Source organism: SAR86 cluster bacterium (assembly GCA_023703675.1).
Classification (GTDB): Bacteria; Pseudomonadota; Gammaproteobacteria; order Magnimaribacterales; family AG-339-G14; genus AG-339-G14.
On sequence record CP097974.1, the window covers coordinates 665,633 to 682,617 of the forward strand.

Sequence of the window (16,985 nt, forward strand, 5' to 3'; positions counted from 1 at the left end):
TCCTATTTATCTAATTCGAATTCATCGTGTAAGGCAATGACAGCTTCTTCTGCTTTATCCTTTGCAACCACTACAGAAATTTTTATCTCAGAAGTGGATATCATGTCAATGTTTATTTTTTTATTCGCTAAGGCACCAAACATTTGAGCAGCCACTCCAGCATGAGATTTCATGCCAACTCCGACCACTGAAACTTTACTGACGTCTTTAACTAACTCAACTTCTCCGCCTCCAAAGCCTTCAGTTAAATCTTTTAAAATTTTTGCAGCTTTCTCAGATAAATCATTTTTAACAGTAAATGTGAAATCCGTAGATTTGTCAGAACCTACATTTTGAACGATAACGTCTACATCTATCCCTGCTTCACTAATTGGAGAAAGAATCTTTGCAGCTATCCCTGGAGTATCTGGAACATTTCTCAAAATAATTTTCGAATCATCATTACTACAAGTAATGCCAGAAATTACTGCACTTTCTAAGCTATTATCTTCTTTTGTAATCAAAGTTCCTCCGGATTTATTAAAACTTGAGAGCACCCTCAAAGGCATTTGGTACTTGCTTGCAAATTCAACCGATCTAATTTGTAAGACTTTAGCACCTAAACTCGAAAGTTCTAACATTTCTTCAAAACAAATCTTGTCTATTTTTTTTGCCTTTTTATAGACATTGGGATCGGTAGTATAAACTCCATCCACATCAGTATAAATTTGACACTCCTTGGCATCGAGTGCGACAGCAAGTGCAACTGCAGTTGTGTCGGAACCTCCTCTACCTAATGTAGTAATATCTCCTTGAGTATTAATGCCTTGAAAGCCAGTGATCACAGGAACTATCCCTGATTCGATATCATTTTTTAAAGAATCAATATTAATAGAATTAATTCTTGCCTTTCCATGAACGTTATCAGTTTTTAAACCTAGTTGATACGCAGTATAGGATTTTGACAAAAAATTTCTTTCTTTAAGTGCAATTGCCAATAGAGCTGCTGAAACTTGCTCGCCCGAAGAAACCAAAGCATCAAATTCTCTTGGATCAGGTTCTGCTTGAATCTCTTTTGCAAGATCAATTAATCTTTGCGTTTCTCCCGCCATTGCTGAAACTACTACAGCAACGTTTACTCCATTATTTATAGACTCAACAACAATATCTGCTACTGCCTGAAATCTTTCAGTGTTTGCAACAGAGGTTCCACCATATTTTTGTACTACAAGATTATTCATTTTTATTAAGAAGAGATTAACAATCGAACTTCTTCAAACACTCTATCCAAAACTTCTATTGAGTCTCCACCAGCTTGTGCGTAATCGTCTTTTCCTCCTCCTTTAAAATTAAATTTCGTTGAAAGGGAGTTTAAAATATCTTTGGCGCTATAAGTTCCAAATAAATCTTTAGTGACAGAAACTACAATCTGAGCTTTAGAATTATTTTCTCCAACTAAAATAATAATTGCTTTAGGTGTCTTATTCTTCAAGTTATCCAAATTTCCTCTTAATGAAGATAAATTTAATCCATCAATTCTTTGCATCAAAACATTCATTTCATTAATCTTTTCAAAATTTGATTCAAAATGTTTTTCAAGGTTCATATTATTTATATTTTCAAAATCTTTAAATTTTTTTTGAAATAGGTCAATTACCTTTTTACTCTCTTTAACTTTTCTATCTAATTCACTTACCGATACTCCAAAAGAATCAGCTATTTTTTTTATCTCATTACTTTCCTCTTTCAAAAGTAAATTTGCTTCATTACCTGTAACAGCTTCTATCCTTCTGACTCCAGAAGATATACTTGATTCGGATACAATTTTGAAATTTTCAATTTGGCCAGTTTTCTCAACGTGAGTTCCCCCACAAAGCTCAGTCGAATAATCTCCACCGATTTTTAATACTCTTACCGTTTCTCCGTATTTATCTCCAAAAAATGCTAAAGCTCCCATTTTGATTGCCTCATCAAAAGAGGTCTCAAAAATTTCTGTAGCAATATCCTTTTTTATAATTTCGTTTACTTGGTCTTCTATAAGTTTAATTTCATCGGAACTAACAGCTTTGGAGTGTGAAAAATCAAATCTAAGCTTTTCCTCATTTACTAATGAACCCTTTTGTTGAACATGCGTTCCCAAAACATTCCTTAAAGCAGCATGCATCAAATGGGTGGCTGAGTGATTTAAAACGATCTTGTCTCTTCTTTCTTTTTCGATTTCAATCTCTACCAAATCATTTTCAGAAAATGAACCATCTAAAATCCTACATAAGTGAATATGTTGACTACCCATTTTCTTAGTATCAAAAATTTCTCCGGAACCATTCGCAGCATAGACTTTTCCACTGTCTCCTACTTGGCCTCCTGATTCAGCATAAAAAGGTGTCTCATTAAAAATTATTGCACATTCACCCTCGGTAGCTAGTTTAGTTTGTATGCCATCTTGAAAGATAATTTTTATTTCAGCTTTTGCGCTATCATCTTCGTATCCTATAAATTTAGTGTCTTCAACAAGATCAATGGAACTTGGCAATAAAGATTCAAATGAACTACTTTCTTTTGCTCTAGTTTTTTGTTGATTCATTAACTCATCGTAACCCTTCACATCTACTTCTAAATTCATCTCTCTTGCAAAATCTAAAGTCATATCTAATGGAAATCCATATGTGTCATATAGTTTGAAAGCTAATTCACCTGAAATTGATTTATTTTTTGAATTTTTAATTTCAGTTTCTAGAAGATTCATTCCTTGATTCAAAGTGACGTTAAATTTTAATTCTTCTTCTACTAAAGCATCTCGTATTAATGATTCATTTTTTTTTAACTCAGGGTATAGTTCTTTGTAAAGATTAACCACAAAAGGAACTAAGCTCGACAAGGTATTAACATGTTTATCATTAAGCTTATATCCATGCCTTAAAGCTCTTCTTACTATTCTTCTCAAAACATAATTTCTTCCTTCATTTCCAATCGAAACTCCATCTGAAATCATGAAACAAGACGCTCTCAAGTGATCTGCGATTACTCTTAAAGAAGAATTTGATAAATCTTTTTCCGAACAAGCATTAGCTATTTCGTTTATAAGAGGTTTAAATAGGTCAGTTTCATAGTTATCCGGAGTGTTTTGCAGAACCGCGCAAATTCTCTCGAAACCCATTCCTGTGTCTACAGAAGGTTTTGGTAAAGAATTTAGATTGCCTTCGAGGTCTCTATTAAATTGCATGAAAACTAAATTGTAAATTTCAACAAATCTTTCGCCAGTTTCTTTGCCTTCTTCGGGAGAATTCCCTTCTAAATGCTCACCATGATCATAAAAAATTTCGCTGCATGGTCCACAAGGACCTGTCTCCCCCATTGACCAAAAATTATCCTCACTCAACTTTGAAAGTCTTGTTTTATCAATTCCAATTTTATTAATCCAAATCTTTTCTGACTCCGCATCGCTTTCATGTACTGTTACCCAAAGCTTTTCCTCAGGTAAATTGTAATGTTTCGTTAAAAGTTCCCACGCAAATGCTATAGCATCTTCTTTGAAGTAATCGCCAAAACTAAAATTACCCAACATCTCAAAAAAAGTATGATGTCTGAGAGTGTATCCTACGTTCTCAAGGTCATTATGTTTCCCGCCTGCTCGTATACATTTTTGAGCACTAGTTGCTCTTAGATAGTTTATTTTTTCTGCTCCCAAGAATACATCTTTAAATTGAATCATTCCGGCGTTAGTAAACATCAAGGACTTATCATTATTTGGCACGATACTGGAGCTAGGAACTAGCTTATGATTTTTCTCAGAAAAAAAATCCAAGAATGTTTTCCGAACTGAGAGAGAATTCATTTACTCAAAAAATCTCTTGAAGGATATCTTTTAGCATTTTCCAAGATCTTTCATCGGCTTCCTTTGAATATACTGTTCCAAAATCAGGATCGTTGGCTTCAGGATTAGTAAACGAGTGCATAGCGTTTCCAAAAATATGCAATTGCCAGTCAACATTTTTTTCGGTCATTTCGGTACTAAAAGAATCAATTTGATCTTGACCAACCATTGGATCTTGCAACCCATGAAGAGCTAAAACTTTTGCCCCTATTGAAGCATTATTTCCATTTTCTGGCCCAGCCAGAAATCCATGAAAACTTATGGCCCCTTTGAGATCCTCTTTTAATCTTGCCAAGTCCAGCGCTACTAATCCACCGAAGCAATAACCCATTATTGCTATCTCACTAGAATTTACTTCTTCGAGGCTCTGGACATATTCTGACGCCCCAAGGACTCTTTTAGCCAGTTCATCTCGGTCATCAAGCAAAGGTTGCATTAAAGCAGAATTTTCTTCCACTGATGAACCATTTTTTCCTTCGCCATACATATCTAAGGCAAAAGCATGATAACCAAGTTTTGATAATTCCTTTGCCTTGTTATTTACAAAGTCATCTCTACCCGCCCAAGCATGCGCTATCAAAACGCAAGGGGCGTTCTGTTCTCCAGAACTTGCAAAAAAACCTTTATAACTTTTTCCATCAATTTCATAAGTATGTATTTCAGACATATTTATTTCTCCATTAAATTTTTTTTAAAATTCTTATAATTGCTTACGTAATGACTTGCAGAGCCTTTCAGGATTTCTTCCATTTCGGGACCCAATTCTTTTTTTACTTTTGCTGGAGAGCCCATGACTAGAGAATTGTCTGGTATTTCAGATCCCTCGGTCACTAAACTATTAGCGCCAATCAAACAATTCTGTCCAATTTTCGCCCCATTAAGAATTACGCTATTAATGCCTATTAGACTATTGTCGCCAATAGAACATCCATGCAACATAACTTTATGACCAACAGTTACATTTTTTCCAATAATGAGTGGATGTCCTGGATCAGCATGAAGCACAGATAAATCTTGGATATTTGTATTTTCACCAATTTTAATATCTTCTACATCTCCTCTAATTACTGCTCCGAACCAAACACTTACATGTTTATCTAAAAAAACTCTTCCCATAACGCTTGCAGACGGAGCTATGAAAAAATCATCTCCAGCGGTTTGAACACTGTTGTCACCTAATTTGTAAATCATTTTTAAATTTTATTCCAAACAACTTCAAGAAATCTAGGGTAAACGCAAGAGTCAAACCCCATATTTCGTGATCTTCATAAATTATAACAGGCGTATCAAAAGTCTCTCCCTTAAAATTTGTCACACCCTGTTTTATTAAAGGATTGTTACCAAAAAATGAAACTGGTAAATGAAAAATTTCTGCAACTTCGCTTGGATTTGCTTTTAGATGGAATTCTTTATCTATTAAACCAACGAAAGGGGTTACGCTCAGTCCAAATCTGGATTCTAGTGGATTTAATTGCCCAAGGACTTTTACAGCATTTGGGTCCATAGATATTTCTTCTGCAGCTTCTCTCAAAGCTGTTTGCATTAAATTTTCATCTTGTTCCTCTTTTTTCCCGCCTGGAAAGGCTACTTCGCCTGGATGACTGGGCAAGGTGCTAGCTCTCTCAGTCATAATAAAAAAAAGATCATCTTGTTTTTGATAACATAAAATGATGACAGCAGCTTGTGGCAATTTTTGATCAGGTTTTCTTAGCTCAATGCTATTTAAACTTTGTTTCAATTTTTCTAACATTTGTAATACACCTTACATCAATTATACTTTGCTTCCTTAAGATAATTACCGAGATCAAAATTGAAATATTGTCCTGTTTGTGGTTCTTCAGAGATTAATTTAAAAATTCCCGAAGGAGATAATCGAGAGAGATACGTTTGCAATAATTGCGGAACCATACACTATTCAAATCCTAACGTTGTAGTTGGCACAATTCCGTCGTATGAAAATAAAATTTTACTTTGTAAGCGAGCTATTGAACCGAGATATGGCTTATGGACATTACCAGCTGGCTTTTTAGAAAATGGAGAATCTTTAGAAGATGGCGCAAAAAGAGAAACAAAAGAAGAAACTGAAGCTGACGTTAAAATGGGATCGATTTATACAATTTTTAACATTCCTCAAATAAACCAAGTTTATGTAATACATTTGGCTTCTTTGCAAGATCTATCATTCGGTCCTACAACTGAAAGTTTAGACGTAAAGCTTTTTTCTAAGGAAGACATTCCATATGATGAATTAGCTTTTCCATTTGTAACAAAAACAATTGATTATTTTTTTGAAGACCTTAAGAAAGATAGCTTTCCTTTAAGAGTGGGAGACATAATCAGAAAATAATCTAAAAATATTTTCTAGCATTGTGAAACATTTTTATCCATGGAGAAAAGCCCTCATCGCCTAAATCTGTCCAAGACAATTGAGCATTTAAAAATGCCCTTTCAGGATGTGGCATCATAATTGTTACTTTTCCATCTTCTGAACAGATTCCTGTTATTCCTTTCTCAGAGCCATTTGGATTGCCGGGATAAGATTCTGTTTCATTACCTGCGGTATCCACATAGGACATTACCAGCTGATTATTCTTTGATACCTTTTCAGGGTGCGAAAAAATCATTTTACCTTCACCATGGGCAACAGGAACAAGTAATTGTGAGTTTTCCATGTCGTCGAACAGCAAAGAATTTGATTTAAAGATTTTTATTTGGGTCAATCTTGCCTCAAATTGACCAGAACTATTATTTTTTAATTTTGGCCAATTATCGGTGCCAGGTATTATTTCTTTAAGATTGGATAAAACTTGACAACCGTTACATACACCAAGAGAAAAGCTTTCTTTTTTACTAAAAAATTCTTCAAATTGGTTCTTTAACAACGAATTATTTAAAATAAAATTGGCCCAGCCTTTTCCTGCCCCTAATACGTCGCCGAAAGAAAATCCTCCAGGAAAAATAATTCCTTGAAAATCTTTTAAATTAAACTTTTGAGACAACAAATCGTTCATGTGAATATCTGTCACTTCAAAACCTGCAGTACTAAAAGCAGCCGCCATTTCTGTATGTCCATTTACTCCTTGTTCTCTAATCACCGCTAAAGACGGCTTTGAAAAGTTATCAATCCTTTTGGGTATCAAAAAATTTATGTGCTGTTTTAGAATATTAGTTTCTTTATCAAGATATGATTTTTCCTCTTGCTCAGCATCAAGCGGATTGTCTCTCAATTTTTTTATTGAAATAGAAACTTTTGACCAATTAGTCATTAATTCTTTGAAGGAAAATTGATCCTTGTAATCAAGAGCTTCTAAAATCAGTTTGGTTTCAGAAATAGTTTCACCAACCTTACTAATCTTTGTAAAACTAATATCTTTTAAAAAATCTAAAAGTTCTTCGTAACTTTCGTTAGATAATTGAAGAATTAATCCTGGTTCTTCAGAAAATAAATTCTTCTTGAGATCGTCTAATGCATAATCTAACTTAATTTTTAAACCACAATTTCCAGCAAACATCATCTCGATTAAACTCGTTACCATTCCACCATCTGAAATATCATGCAAAGCTGATATCTTTTTTTTGTTAATTAACTCACAAATCTTATCGAAGACTTTAGGGAACTTATCTATTTCCTCTATGTCAGGAGATGACTTAAAATCTGAATTAATTACCTGGCTTAGAATTGACCCTCCAAGCCTCATTTCACTTGAACCAAAGTTTATTCTGACCAAAACTAAATCTTCAGAATTACTTAACATAGGCGTTATAGATTTAGTAATGTCTTTAATTGGAGAAAACGCTGATACGATTAATGATTCAGGACTAGTATTTTTATTTTTACCCCAATTAGTTTCCATTGAGAGAGAGTCTTTTCCAACTGGTATGGTCAAATGCCATTTTTGACAGATATCTTCACTTACTGTTTTAACAGTATTAAATAAACTTGAATTTGTTTCCATAGTATTTGGAGCAGCCATCCAATTAGCTGAAAGTTTAATCGAAGACAATTTTTGAACACCACTGGACAAAAGATTTAGCAACGCTTCAACAATTGCTAAGCGACCTGCAGCCTGAGGATTTATTAAAGCAACTGGTGATCTTTCACCCATTGCCATGGCTTCACCCGTAACTTCATTGTAATTGGTCATTGTTATGGCGTTATCTGCTACAGGAATTTGTAAAGGGCCAATCATCTGATCTCGAAATGTTAGGCCTCCAACATTTCTATCACCTATATTTATCAGGAAATTTTTCCTCGATACAGTCGGATGTCTTAAAACTGAGAGGAGCTCTTTTTTTATATCAAAATTTAAATTCTTTATTTTTTCTTTAGCTATTTTAAGTGGCTTTTTATAATCTCTAAATAAATTTTTGTTGGCTCCAAAAATAAAATTCATATCTAAATTTATGATTGATTGATCCCCTCTTGAAACAATTAATCTTTTTTCTTCTAAAAAATTCCCAACTACTGCAATGGGACAATTTTCTCTTAAGCAGATATTTTCTAAGGTTTTGAGATTGTCTTTTTCTATCGCCATTACGTATCTTTCCTGGGATTCGTTACACCAAATTTCCATCTCACTCATGGAAGGATCAGCGCAAGGTATTTTGGAAAAGTCTATTGCAGCTCCAAATCCACAATCATTAATTAGTTCTGGAAGAGCATTGGAAAGACCCCCTGCTCCAACATCGTGTATAAAACTTATGGGATTAGCATCTCCAAGTTGCCAGCATTGATCGATAACTTCCTGGCATCTTCTTTGCATTTCTGGATTTGATCTTTGCACTGAAGCAAAATCCAAAGCTTCTTCGGAGCTTCCTGTTTCAGTTGACGATGCTGAACCACCGCCCAATCCAATGAGGTAACCTGGACCACCAATCACAACAATTTTTGCAGTTTTCTTTACTTTGTTTTTATGTGTATGAATTGGACGAATATTTCCAATGCCGCCAGCAATCATGATTGGCTTATGAAATCCTGAATGAGTTTTATTATTTTCGTCATATTTTTCAAAAGATCTGAAATAACCCAATATATTTGGCCTTCCAAACTCATTATTAAAAGATGCAGCACCAATAGGTCCCTCGATCATTATTTCCAAAGGTGAAGCAATTCTTTTGGGCTTATTTTCTTTACCTTCCCAAGATTCAATTTGACTAGGTATCCTTAAGTGCGATACAGAAAAACCGCATAAGCCTGCTTTTGGTTTTGCGCCTCTTCCAGTTGCACCTTCATCTCTTATCTCTCCGCCAGAGCCCGTAGCAGCTCCTGGAAATGGAGCAATGGCGGTGGGATGATTATGAGTTTCTACCTTAATACAAAAATTATTGCCTTCTTTAAAATTTTTATACTTTTTTGAATTAGGATCTGGAAAAAATCTTGATTCTCCAAATCCTTCTATAACAGCTGCGTTATCGCTATAAGCCGATAATACATTTTCAGAATGGTTACGATAAGTATCTTTGATCATTGAAAATAAACTTTTTCCTTCGTCAACCTTATCCAATCCATTCCAATTGGAGTTAAAAATTTTGTGACGACAATGTTCAGAGTTTATCTGCGAAAACATCATTAACTCTGAGTCTTGAACTTTTCTTTCTATATTTTTTAATCCGAGGAATAAATAATTTATTTCATATTCATTTAAACCAAGATTTAAGTCTTTGTTTGCCTTAATGAAACTGTCTTTGGTTGCGCATTCAATTTCTCTACTAATTTTCTTGTCAGGCACAGAAAACAATTCTTTTATCTTGGCAAGTTCTAAAATTATTTCTTCCGTTAGGGGATCAAATAAAATGCTCAAATCTTTCACATTCAAATCTGTTTCTTTTGAAAAAGAGTATAAATTCAATTTCTCTATATTCAGCAAATCCATTCCGCACTTTGAAAAAATATCTTTGACCTTTGATGACCATGGCGACTGAATTCCTTTTTTTGGCGATATGAACACTGATTGCAAGGAAATTGATTGGTTATTTTTTCCTCCTAAAAGACTTAGAATCGTTCTTTTTTCAGATTCCGCAATTTCAGACCAAGGCTTTCTAGTCTCCAATATGAAAAAATCGCTTATTTCATTGAGGAATAATTTTCTCTCTTTTAATAAATTAGCTATTCTTAAAGTTTTGAAGTTAGAAAAAGATAAATCGCCTAAGATGCCAACAGTATTAGGAGAGAATTCATAAATATTTTGCATTTTTGCCTGAGATTTAAATATTATAAATCAAGAAGACTTTTTATTTCTCAAGTAATTTAAGCCGCAAAAAGCTTGTTCTTTAATGAAGTGATTTTGTCGCGGATATTTGCTGCTTCTTCAAACTCAAGTTTAGTAGCGTGATCCAACATCAATTTTTCAAGAGCATCAATTTTTTCAGCTAACTCTTTAGGAGACAGGTACTCTTCCTCAAATTTTTTGTCAACTTCTTCAATGAATTCTTTCTTCGTAAGATTTTTCGATCCTTCCATAACGTCCATAATAGGCCTTACAATACCTTCTGGTTTAATATTATGTTTTTCGTTAAAAGCCATTTGAATCTTTCTTCTTTCTTTAGTCGTTTTGATTGTTCTTTGCATTGAGCCAGTTTCTTTATCGCCATACAAAATAGCATGACCATTAATGTGTCTTGCAGCTCGTCCAATTGTTTGTATTAGTGAAGTGTCAGAACGAAGAAATCCTTCTTTGTCAGCATCTAAAATTGCTACCAAGGAAACTTCCGGTAAATCTAATCCTTCTCTTAAAAGATTAATACCTACCAATACATCAAAATTTCCAAGTCTTAAATCTCTTAAAATTTCCGATCGTTCAACAGTATCAATATCGGAATGAAGATATTTAACATTGATATCTTTTTCAAAAAGATATTGCGCTAAATCCTCTGCCATTCTTTTTGTAAGAACTGTCACCAAAACTCTTTCTTTTTTCTTTGTTTTTTCATAAATTTCTGAAATTAAGTCATCCACTTGATTGGTTGCGGGTCTTATCTCAATTGTCGGATCAAGTAATCCTGTGGGTCTTACTATCAAATCCACCATTTGATCTAAATTTTCATTTTCGTATTCTCCCGGAGTGGCAGAAACAAATATCTTTTGTCCTGACAAGATTTCCCATTCATCAAATCTTAGAGGTCTATTGTCGAGTGCGCTTGGTAATCTAAATCCATATTCAGTGAGTGTTTCTTTTCTAGATCGATCTCCCCGATACATTCCTCTTATTTGAGGTAAAGAAACGTGAGACTCGTCTACAAAAACTAAGGCGTCCTCAGGTAAATACTCGTATAAAGTTGGCGGTGCCTCCCCTTTTTTTCTTCCAGACAGATATCGTGAATAGTTCTCAATGCCCGAACAGAAACCTAATTCTTTAATCATCTCCATGTCGTATTTAGTCCTTTCCTCAATCCTCTGAGCTTCAATCAGTTTTTCATTTTTTTTGAAATATCGAACTCTTTCTTTCATTTCAGATCTGATTTTCTCAACTGCACTGAGCATAATGTCTCTGGAAGTTACGTAATGGGTTTTAGGAAAAATAGTCACCCTTGGAACGTCTCTAATTATTTCTCCGGTCAAGGGATCGAAGAATTTTAATGATTCAATTTCGGTATCAAATAATTCAATTCTTAAAGCCTCAAAATCTGACTCTGCTGGAAAAATATCTATTACATCTCCTTTAACTCTATAAGTTGCTCTTTTAAACTCAACATCATTTCTAGTGTATTGAAGTTCAGCCAATCGCATCAGCAGAACTTTCATGTCAATTTCGTCGCCCCGATCAAGATGCAAAACCATCTTTAAATAGGATTTTGGATCTCCAAGACCATAAATTGCTGAGACCGAAGCAACTATAATTACATCCCTCCTTTCCATGATTGCCTTTGTTGCAGACAAACGCATTTGTTCTATGTGCTCATTTATTGAAGCATCTTTTTCAATGAATGTATCTGAAGTTGGGACATATGCTTCAGGTTGATAATAATCATAGTACGAAACAAAGTATTCAACTGCATTCTCAGGAAAAAATTCTTTAAACTCACCGTACAATTGAGCGGCTAATGTCTTATTATGAGCCATCACTATAGCGGGCCTCTGAACTTCTTGGATGATGTTGGCCATAGCGAATGTTTTCCCAGAACCAGTAACTCCTCTTAGGGTTTGATTAAGAAGACCAGAATTTAAACCTTCTACAATTGTTTTGATTGCCTTAGGTTGATCTCCTGAAGGTTTGAAGTCAGATTTAATATTAAATGATTTAGTCATATTTCGTTTTTTTGCCTATAATACCTCGATTTCCGCGATAGCTCAGTTGGTAGAGCAAGTGACTGTTAATCACTGGGTCGCAGGTTCGAGCCCTGCTCGCGGAGCCAGAATTATAATGCCTATATATAATAAAGATAAATCGGATCCATACAAACTCAGTAGAACCAGAATAGAAAATTTTTGCAGATGCCCAAAATGTTTTTACTTGGAAGAAAAATTAGGTATTAGCAGGCCAAGTTCATTTCCATTCAATTTAAATAACGCTGTCGATGAATTACTTAAAGATGAATTCGATTCCTTTAGAGGAACTAAAGAAAATCATCCTTACATATTGAATTCGGGTTTAGACGCTAAGCCTTTTAGCCATCCGGAAATTGAAGATTGGAGAACAAGGAACAAGGGCATCGGTTTTTTAGATGCAGAAACAAATTTCTATTTATATGGTTTAGTTGATGATGTGTGGATAAACACAAAAACAGATCAATTAATAATTGTAGATTATAAAGCTACCTCCAAGGATGGGGAGGTTTCCTTAGATGCACCCTGGCAAATATCTTATAAAAGACAAGTTGAAATTTATCAATGGCTATTTCGAAATAATGGTTTCGATGTTCAAGACACTGCTTATTTTGTATATTGCAATGCAATTAGAAAAAATATTCCCTTTGAAAATAAACTCAATTTTAAAATTAAACTTATTCCTTACAAAGGTAATGATTCTTGGATACCAAGCGTAATAAGAAAAATGAAAGATTGTTTAGACGCTGAGTCACCTCCAGCTCCGAGTAAAAGCTGCGAACATTGCAGATATGTACTAAAGGCAAACATTTAACAATGGAATTTCTTTTACCCTCTTTATTACTCATTTTGGGATTAATTTTTCTAGTCAAAGGAGCTGATATATTTATTACAAACGTATCAAAATTAGGGAAAAAACTTGGCGTCAACGACATGTTACTTGGAATAACTGTTGTAGCTCTTGGCACGTCTATTCCTGAAGTTTTTGTGAGCATATCTTCAGTGATAAATTTAAAGCCTGAAATTGCTATTGGTAATTCATTAGGATCAAATATTGCAAACATTGGGATAGTTTTTGGGTTTTCATGCTTTTTTATCGCTAGATCTGAAATCTCTTTGAATCTTAGAGATATTTTCTTACTTATTCTAACCTCCTTAATTGCAGGATATGTTTTATTCGATTACAAAATTTCTGTCAGTGATTCTATTTTAATGATTGGTTTATTTTTACTTTTTCTCATGCATTTACTTAGACAAAAACCTCAAGAGATCAATAGTTCATCTGATTCAAATAATACTCTATGGTTAATTTTTCTATCGCTTTCAAGTCTTGTATTCCTGCTGATAGGTTCAGAATTGACAGTAAAATATGGATCTAGCATTGCTTCATTAATTGGTATATCAGATGTAGTGATTGGATTAACTATGGTTGCAATAGGAACTAGTCTTCCAGAATTAGCTACGTCTTTCGTCGCTTTAAAACAAAAAAAAGGAAATCTTGTTATTGGAAATATTGTCGGATCTAACATATTAAATATTGTTTTAGTTTTTCCAATAATAGGTATGTCGCTCTCAAAAATATTTGGCTCTGAAATTCTTACTAGAGATTTTTTGATGATGTCCATTCTGACCGCGATATTTGTTACTTATTTAAGTTTAGGTTCATTTGAAAACCGATTTAAGAAACTTACTGCGCCGATAGCTGGAATGAGTTTAATTTGCTACACCCTTTACTATTTTTTCAGTTTGTTTTGATTTATTTCTTCTTCCAATAAGTTTTCCCTTCTTTATCTTCAAGAGAAATACCCTTTTCTGAAAGTTCTTTCCTAATTGAATCAGCTAGAGCGAAATTTTTATTGGCTCTAGCCTCATTTCTCTCTTCAATTGCTTCTTGGATCTTCTTATCATCAAGCTCTAAGTCTCCAGAATACTTAAAATAATCTTCTGCGGAATTTAAAAGCAACCCAATTGAATTTGCAAAACTTCTTAGACTATTTTTAAGTTTTCTTAAGTCAGAATTATCTGTTGATACTTGCCTATTTATTTGTTGATTTATTTCTTGAAGAACTTTAATTGCTTTTGGAGTATTGAAGTCATCTTTTAAAGAGTTATTAAATTTTATAGAGAATGATTTATCTACTTCTAATTTGGATTCATCGAATCCTCTTATACTTTCGTAAAGTTTATCCAATATATTCTTTGCATCATTTATAGAATTTTCATTGAAGTTAATGGGTTTTCTGTAATGTGTTAAATAAAAAAACATTCTCAAAACCTCTGGATGATATTCTTTTAATACGTCTTTAATAGTTACAAAATTGCCTAAAGATTTCGACATTTTTTTTCCATTAACATTCAATGGTGCAACATGCATCCAATGATTAGCTAATGTTTTTCCCGAACAACATTCAGATTGCGCTATTTCATTTTCATGATGAGGAAACTTTAAATCTAAACCGCCCCCATGGATATCGAAAGTTTCACCAAGGAATTTTTTACTCATAGCAGAGCACTCAATATGCCATCCGGGCCTTCCTTTACCCCATTTAGAATCGAATAAAGGCTCTTCTTCTGATCTCTTCCAAAGAACGAAGTCATTTGGATTCTTTTTGTTTTCATCAATTTCTACTCTTGAACCAGATTCAAGTTCTTTTTGCTTTCTCTTTGAAAGTTTTCCGTAATCTTCATATGAATTAATATCGAAATACACATCTCCGCCATCGATTGAGTATGCAAATTCTTTTGCTTCTAATTCTTCAATCATCTCAAGTATTTCGGGTATGTTTTCAGATGCTCTTGGTTCAAATTTTGGTGACAAGAGATTCAATTTACTAAAATCATGATGCATGGAAAAAATAAATCTATCTGAGATTTCACTGAAAGAAACCTTTTCAAGCTTTGCTTTATCGATAATTTTGTCTTCGATATCAGTTATGTTTCTTACATAATTAACTCTGTAACCAAGATAAGAAAAAAACCTTACAAATAAATCGAAACTGATGAATGTACGTGCATGACCAATATGGCAATCATCGTAGACTGTCATGCCACAGACGTATAGATTGATCCTGTCTTTTTCAATTAAGACCAAATCTTCTTTTTTTGATGAAATACTATTAAAGATTTTCATTTTTTATTGACGTTTCGAGTATTATACTTGTTCATTATGAATGAAATTATAATTTTAGCTGTCACTACTAGCATGGGTAATTTTGATATTGAACTCTATCCAAAGGACGCCCCTATTACCGTTGAAAATTTTGTTGAGTACGTGGATGATAATTTTTTTGAAAACGTTTTATTTCATAGAATCATCCCTGGATTTGTAATTCAAGGCGGGGGTTTTGAAATAGGTATGAATCAAAAGCCGACTAAAGATCCTATAAAAAATGAATCAGATAATGGACTTAAAAACGAGAAATACACGCTATCGATGGCAAGAACAAATGAGCTTGATTCTGCTACATCTCAGTTCTTTATAAATTTATCTGACAATGAATTTTTAGACTATCCTAATTCTGGAGGATATGCAGTTTTTGGAAAAGTTATTTCAGGCCAAGAAGTTATTGATGAAATTGCTAAAGTAAAAACAACATTTGTTTCAGGTCATCAGGACGTTCCGGTAGAAGACGTCTATATGATAAGTGTTGAAAAAAAATGATACATGTCAGTTTTTTTTATATCTGATCTTCATCTTCAAGAAAGCCGGCCAGAACTTACTAAAGCTTTCATAAATTTTTTAACTAAAAAAATAAATTCAGAAGATGAACTTTACATTTTAGGTGATTTTTTTGAGCAATGGATTGGTGATGATCATGAAAATCAGTTCATTAACCTGATAAAAAAAACTTTAAGAGAAAAGACAACCTCAGGTAGCAAAATATATTTTATGCACGGAAATAGAGATTTTCTTATTGGGAAAAAATTTTGTAACGATGTGAATTCTATTTTGCTTGATGACCCACATGAATTAGAAATCTCGAGAAAGAAGATTCTACTGATGCATGGGGATTCTCTTTGCACTGACGATAAAGATTATCAAGAGTTTAGATCATTGGTTAGAAATAAAAATTGGCAAGAAGAATTTTTATCAAAAGATCTAAATGAGAGAATGGAAGTGGCTAAAAGCCTAAGAGAAGTAAGCAAACTTGAAAATAAATCTAAAGACGAAGCAATAATGGATGTTAATAATTTAGAAGTCCTAAAAATTATCGAAGAAAATTCTTTAGATTTATTAATCCATGGTCATACTCACAGGCCATTTGTTCATGATGAGAATGGAGTGCCCAGAATGGTTTTGGGAGATTGGGGCTCACACTTGTGGTACATCAAAAGTACTGATGGAAAGTTTGAACTAATGAAAGAAAATATTTAATAATTATTTAATCTTACGAATAGGCTCTACAAAATACCTATTAAAATGCGCCATAGATAAATCATAGAGTTCTTTCTCAATTTCTTCTTTCAGATCTATTAAACTTACATCTTTGTTGACTAATTTGATTCCAAATTCATTTAAATCATCAAAACTCTTACTAGTTAGCTTAACAATTTCAAAAGCCTTGGATAAATTATTTAGATCAGAGTTTATTTTAAGTTGAAGTTCTTCAATCTTTTCTTCCATTAATGATTCATTAGTTATAGAAATTTTTGATTGCATAATTAAGGTTTTTAATTTCTCTAATCTTTTCCAAACAGATTCTTTTTCCTCAGGATTAAATGAATTCCAGTTTATTACTTCGTGAATGAACCTTTTACAACCTCTACAAACATCATCTCCATATGTCGTTGAGCAAATCCCTACACAAGGAGTTCGTGTGCGTACAGAAGAATCTTCAGACATGTTAATATATTAACAATTTTTACTTC

General features: G+C 33.5%; 14 protein-coding genes and 1 tRNA gene. 6 read left to right on the forward strand and 9 right to left on the reverse strand.

Annotation, left to right across the window (positions count from 1 at the left end; all coding sequences use genetic code 11):
• Window positions 1–2: 2 nt before the first annotated feature.
• Genes M9C82_03335 through M9C82_03355 form a run of 5 tightly spaced genes read right to left on the reverse strand, consistent with a single transcriptional unit; the run spans window position 3 to window position 5,603 of the window.
• Complete coding sequence (locus M9C82_03335) at window positions 3–1,220, reverse strand: aspartate kinase (GenBank protein URQ73002.1); 1,218 nt, start codon at window positions 1,218–1,220, stop codon at window positions 3–5.
• A 5-nt stretch (window positions 1,221–1,225) separates the two neighbouring features.
• Window positions 1,226–3,784: an alanine--tRNA ligase gene (gene alaS / locus M9C82_03340; protein URQ73003.1), complete on the reverse strand. Its 2,559-nt coding sequence runs from the start codon at window positions 3,782–3,784 to the stop codon at window positions 1,226–1,228.
• A 34-nt stretch (window positions 3,785–3,818) separates the two neighbouring features.
• Entirely contained in the window at window positions 3,819–4,520 is a 702-nt protein-coding gene (locus M9C82_03345; GenBank protein URQ73004.1) for a dienelactone hydrolase family protein, read from the reverse strand.
• 2 nt (window positions 4,521–4,522) lie between these two features.
• Window positions 4,523–5,044 (reverse strand): gamma carbonic anhydrase family protein, encoded by a 522-nt coding sequence (locus tag M9C82_03350; GenBank protein ID URQ73005.1) that lies wholly within the window; start codon window positions 5,042–5,044, stop codon window positions 4,523–4,525.
• Window positions 5,025–5,603: a CoA pyrophosphatase gene (locus M9C82_03355; protein ID URQ73006.1), complete on the reverse strand. Its 579-nt coding sequence runs from the start codon at window positions 5,601–5,603 to the stop codon at window positions 5,025–5,027. Before M9C82_03355 ends, M9C82_03350 begins: the two co-directional genes overlap by 20 nt.
• Before the next feature lie 60 nt (window positions 5,604–5,663).
• Between M9C82_03355 and M9C82_03360 the strand changes: the two genes are divergently transcribed.
• On the forward strand, window positions 5,664–6,200 hold the full coding sequence (locus tag M9C82_03360; protein URQ73007.1) for an NUDIX hydrolase: 537 nt from the start codon (window positions 5,664–5,666) through the stop codon (window positions 6,198–6,200).
• Between the two features lies 1 nt (window position 6,201).
• Here the strand turns inward: M9C82_03360 and purL are convergent, their stop codons facing one another.
• Both purL and uvrB read right to left on the reverse strand, forming a co-directional pair.
• On the reverse strand, window positions 6,202–10,044 hold the full coding sequence (gene purL / locus M9C82_03365; protein ID URQ73008.1) for a phosphoribosylformylglycinamidine synthase: 3,843 nt from the start codon (window positions 10,042–10,044) through the stop codon (window positions 6,202–6,204).
• Between the two features lie 56 nt (window positions 10,045–10,100).
• Window positions 10,101–12,098 carry an excinuclease ABC subunit UvrB gene (gene uvrB, locus M9C82_03370; protein URQ73009.1) on the reverse strand — a complete coding sequence of 666 codons (1,998 nt, stop codon included), beginning with the start codon at window positions 12,096–12,098 and terminating at the stop codon, window positions 10,101–10,103.
• A 31-nt stretch (window positions 12,099–12,129) separates the two neighbouring features.
• Between uvrB and M9C82_03375 the strand changes: the two genes are divergently transcribed.
• The 3 genes from M9C82_03375 (at window position 12,130) to M9C82_03385 (ending at window position 13,871) form a co-directional block, all read left to right on the forward strand.
• A tRNA-Asn gene (locus tag M9C82_03375) sits at window positions 12,130–12,205 on the forward strand.
• Between the two features lie 8 nt (window positions 12,206–12,213).
• Window positions 12,214–12,930, forward strand: coding sequence for a PD-(D/E)XK nuclease family protein (locus M9C82_03380; GenBank protein URQ73010.1), 717 nt, complete (start codon window positions 12,214–12,216; stop codon window positions 12,928–12,930).
• 2 nt (window positions 12,931–12,932) lie between these two features.
• A complete protein-coding gene (locus M9C82_03385) occupies window positions 12,933–13,871 on the forward strand; it encodes a calcium/sodium antiporter (protein URQ73011.1) in 939 nt (312 codons plus the stop codon).
• Between the two features lies 1 nt (window position 13,872).
• Here M9C82_03385 and cysS read toward each other — a convergent pair whose 3' ends face one another.
• Window positions 13,873–15,246 (reverse strand): cysteine--tRNA ligase, encoded by a 1,374-nt coding sequence (gene cysS, locus M9C82_03390; GenBank protein URQ73012.1) that lies wholly within the window; start codon window positions 15,244–15,246, stop codon window positions 13,873–13,875.
• Window positions 15,247–15,282: 36 nt separating this feature from the next.
• Between cysS and M9C82_03395 the strand changes: the two genes are divergently transcribed.
• Together M9C82_03395 and M9C82_03400 are read left to right on the forward strand one after the other, a co-directional pair.
• Entirely contained in the window at window positions 15,283–15,777 is a 495-nt protein-coding gene (locus M9C82_03395) for a peptidylprolyl isomerase (GenBank protein URQ73013.1), read from the forward strand.
• Window positions 15,778–15,780: 3 nt separating this feature from the next.
• A complete protein-coding gene (locus tag M9C82_03400) occupies window positions 15,781–16,491 on the forward strand; it encodes a UDP-2,3-diacylglucosamine diphosphatase (protein ID URQ73014.1) in 711 nt (236 codons plus the stop codon).
• Window positions 16,492–16,494: 3 nt separating this feature from the next.
• Here M9C82_03400 and M9C82_03405 read toward each other — a convergent pair whose 3' ends face one another.
• Window positions 16,495–16,959, reverse strand: a complete 465-nt coding sequence (locus M9C82_03405; GenBank protein URQ73015.1) for a DUF1289 domain-containing protein — start codon at window positions 16,957–16,959, stop codon at window positions 16,495–16,497.
• Between the last annotated feature and the right edge of the window lie 26 nt (window positions 16,960–16,985).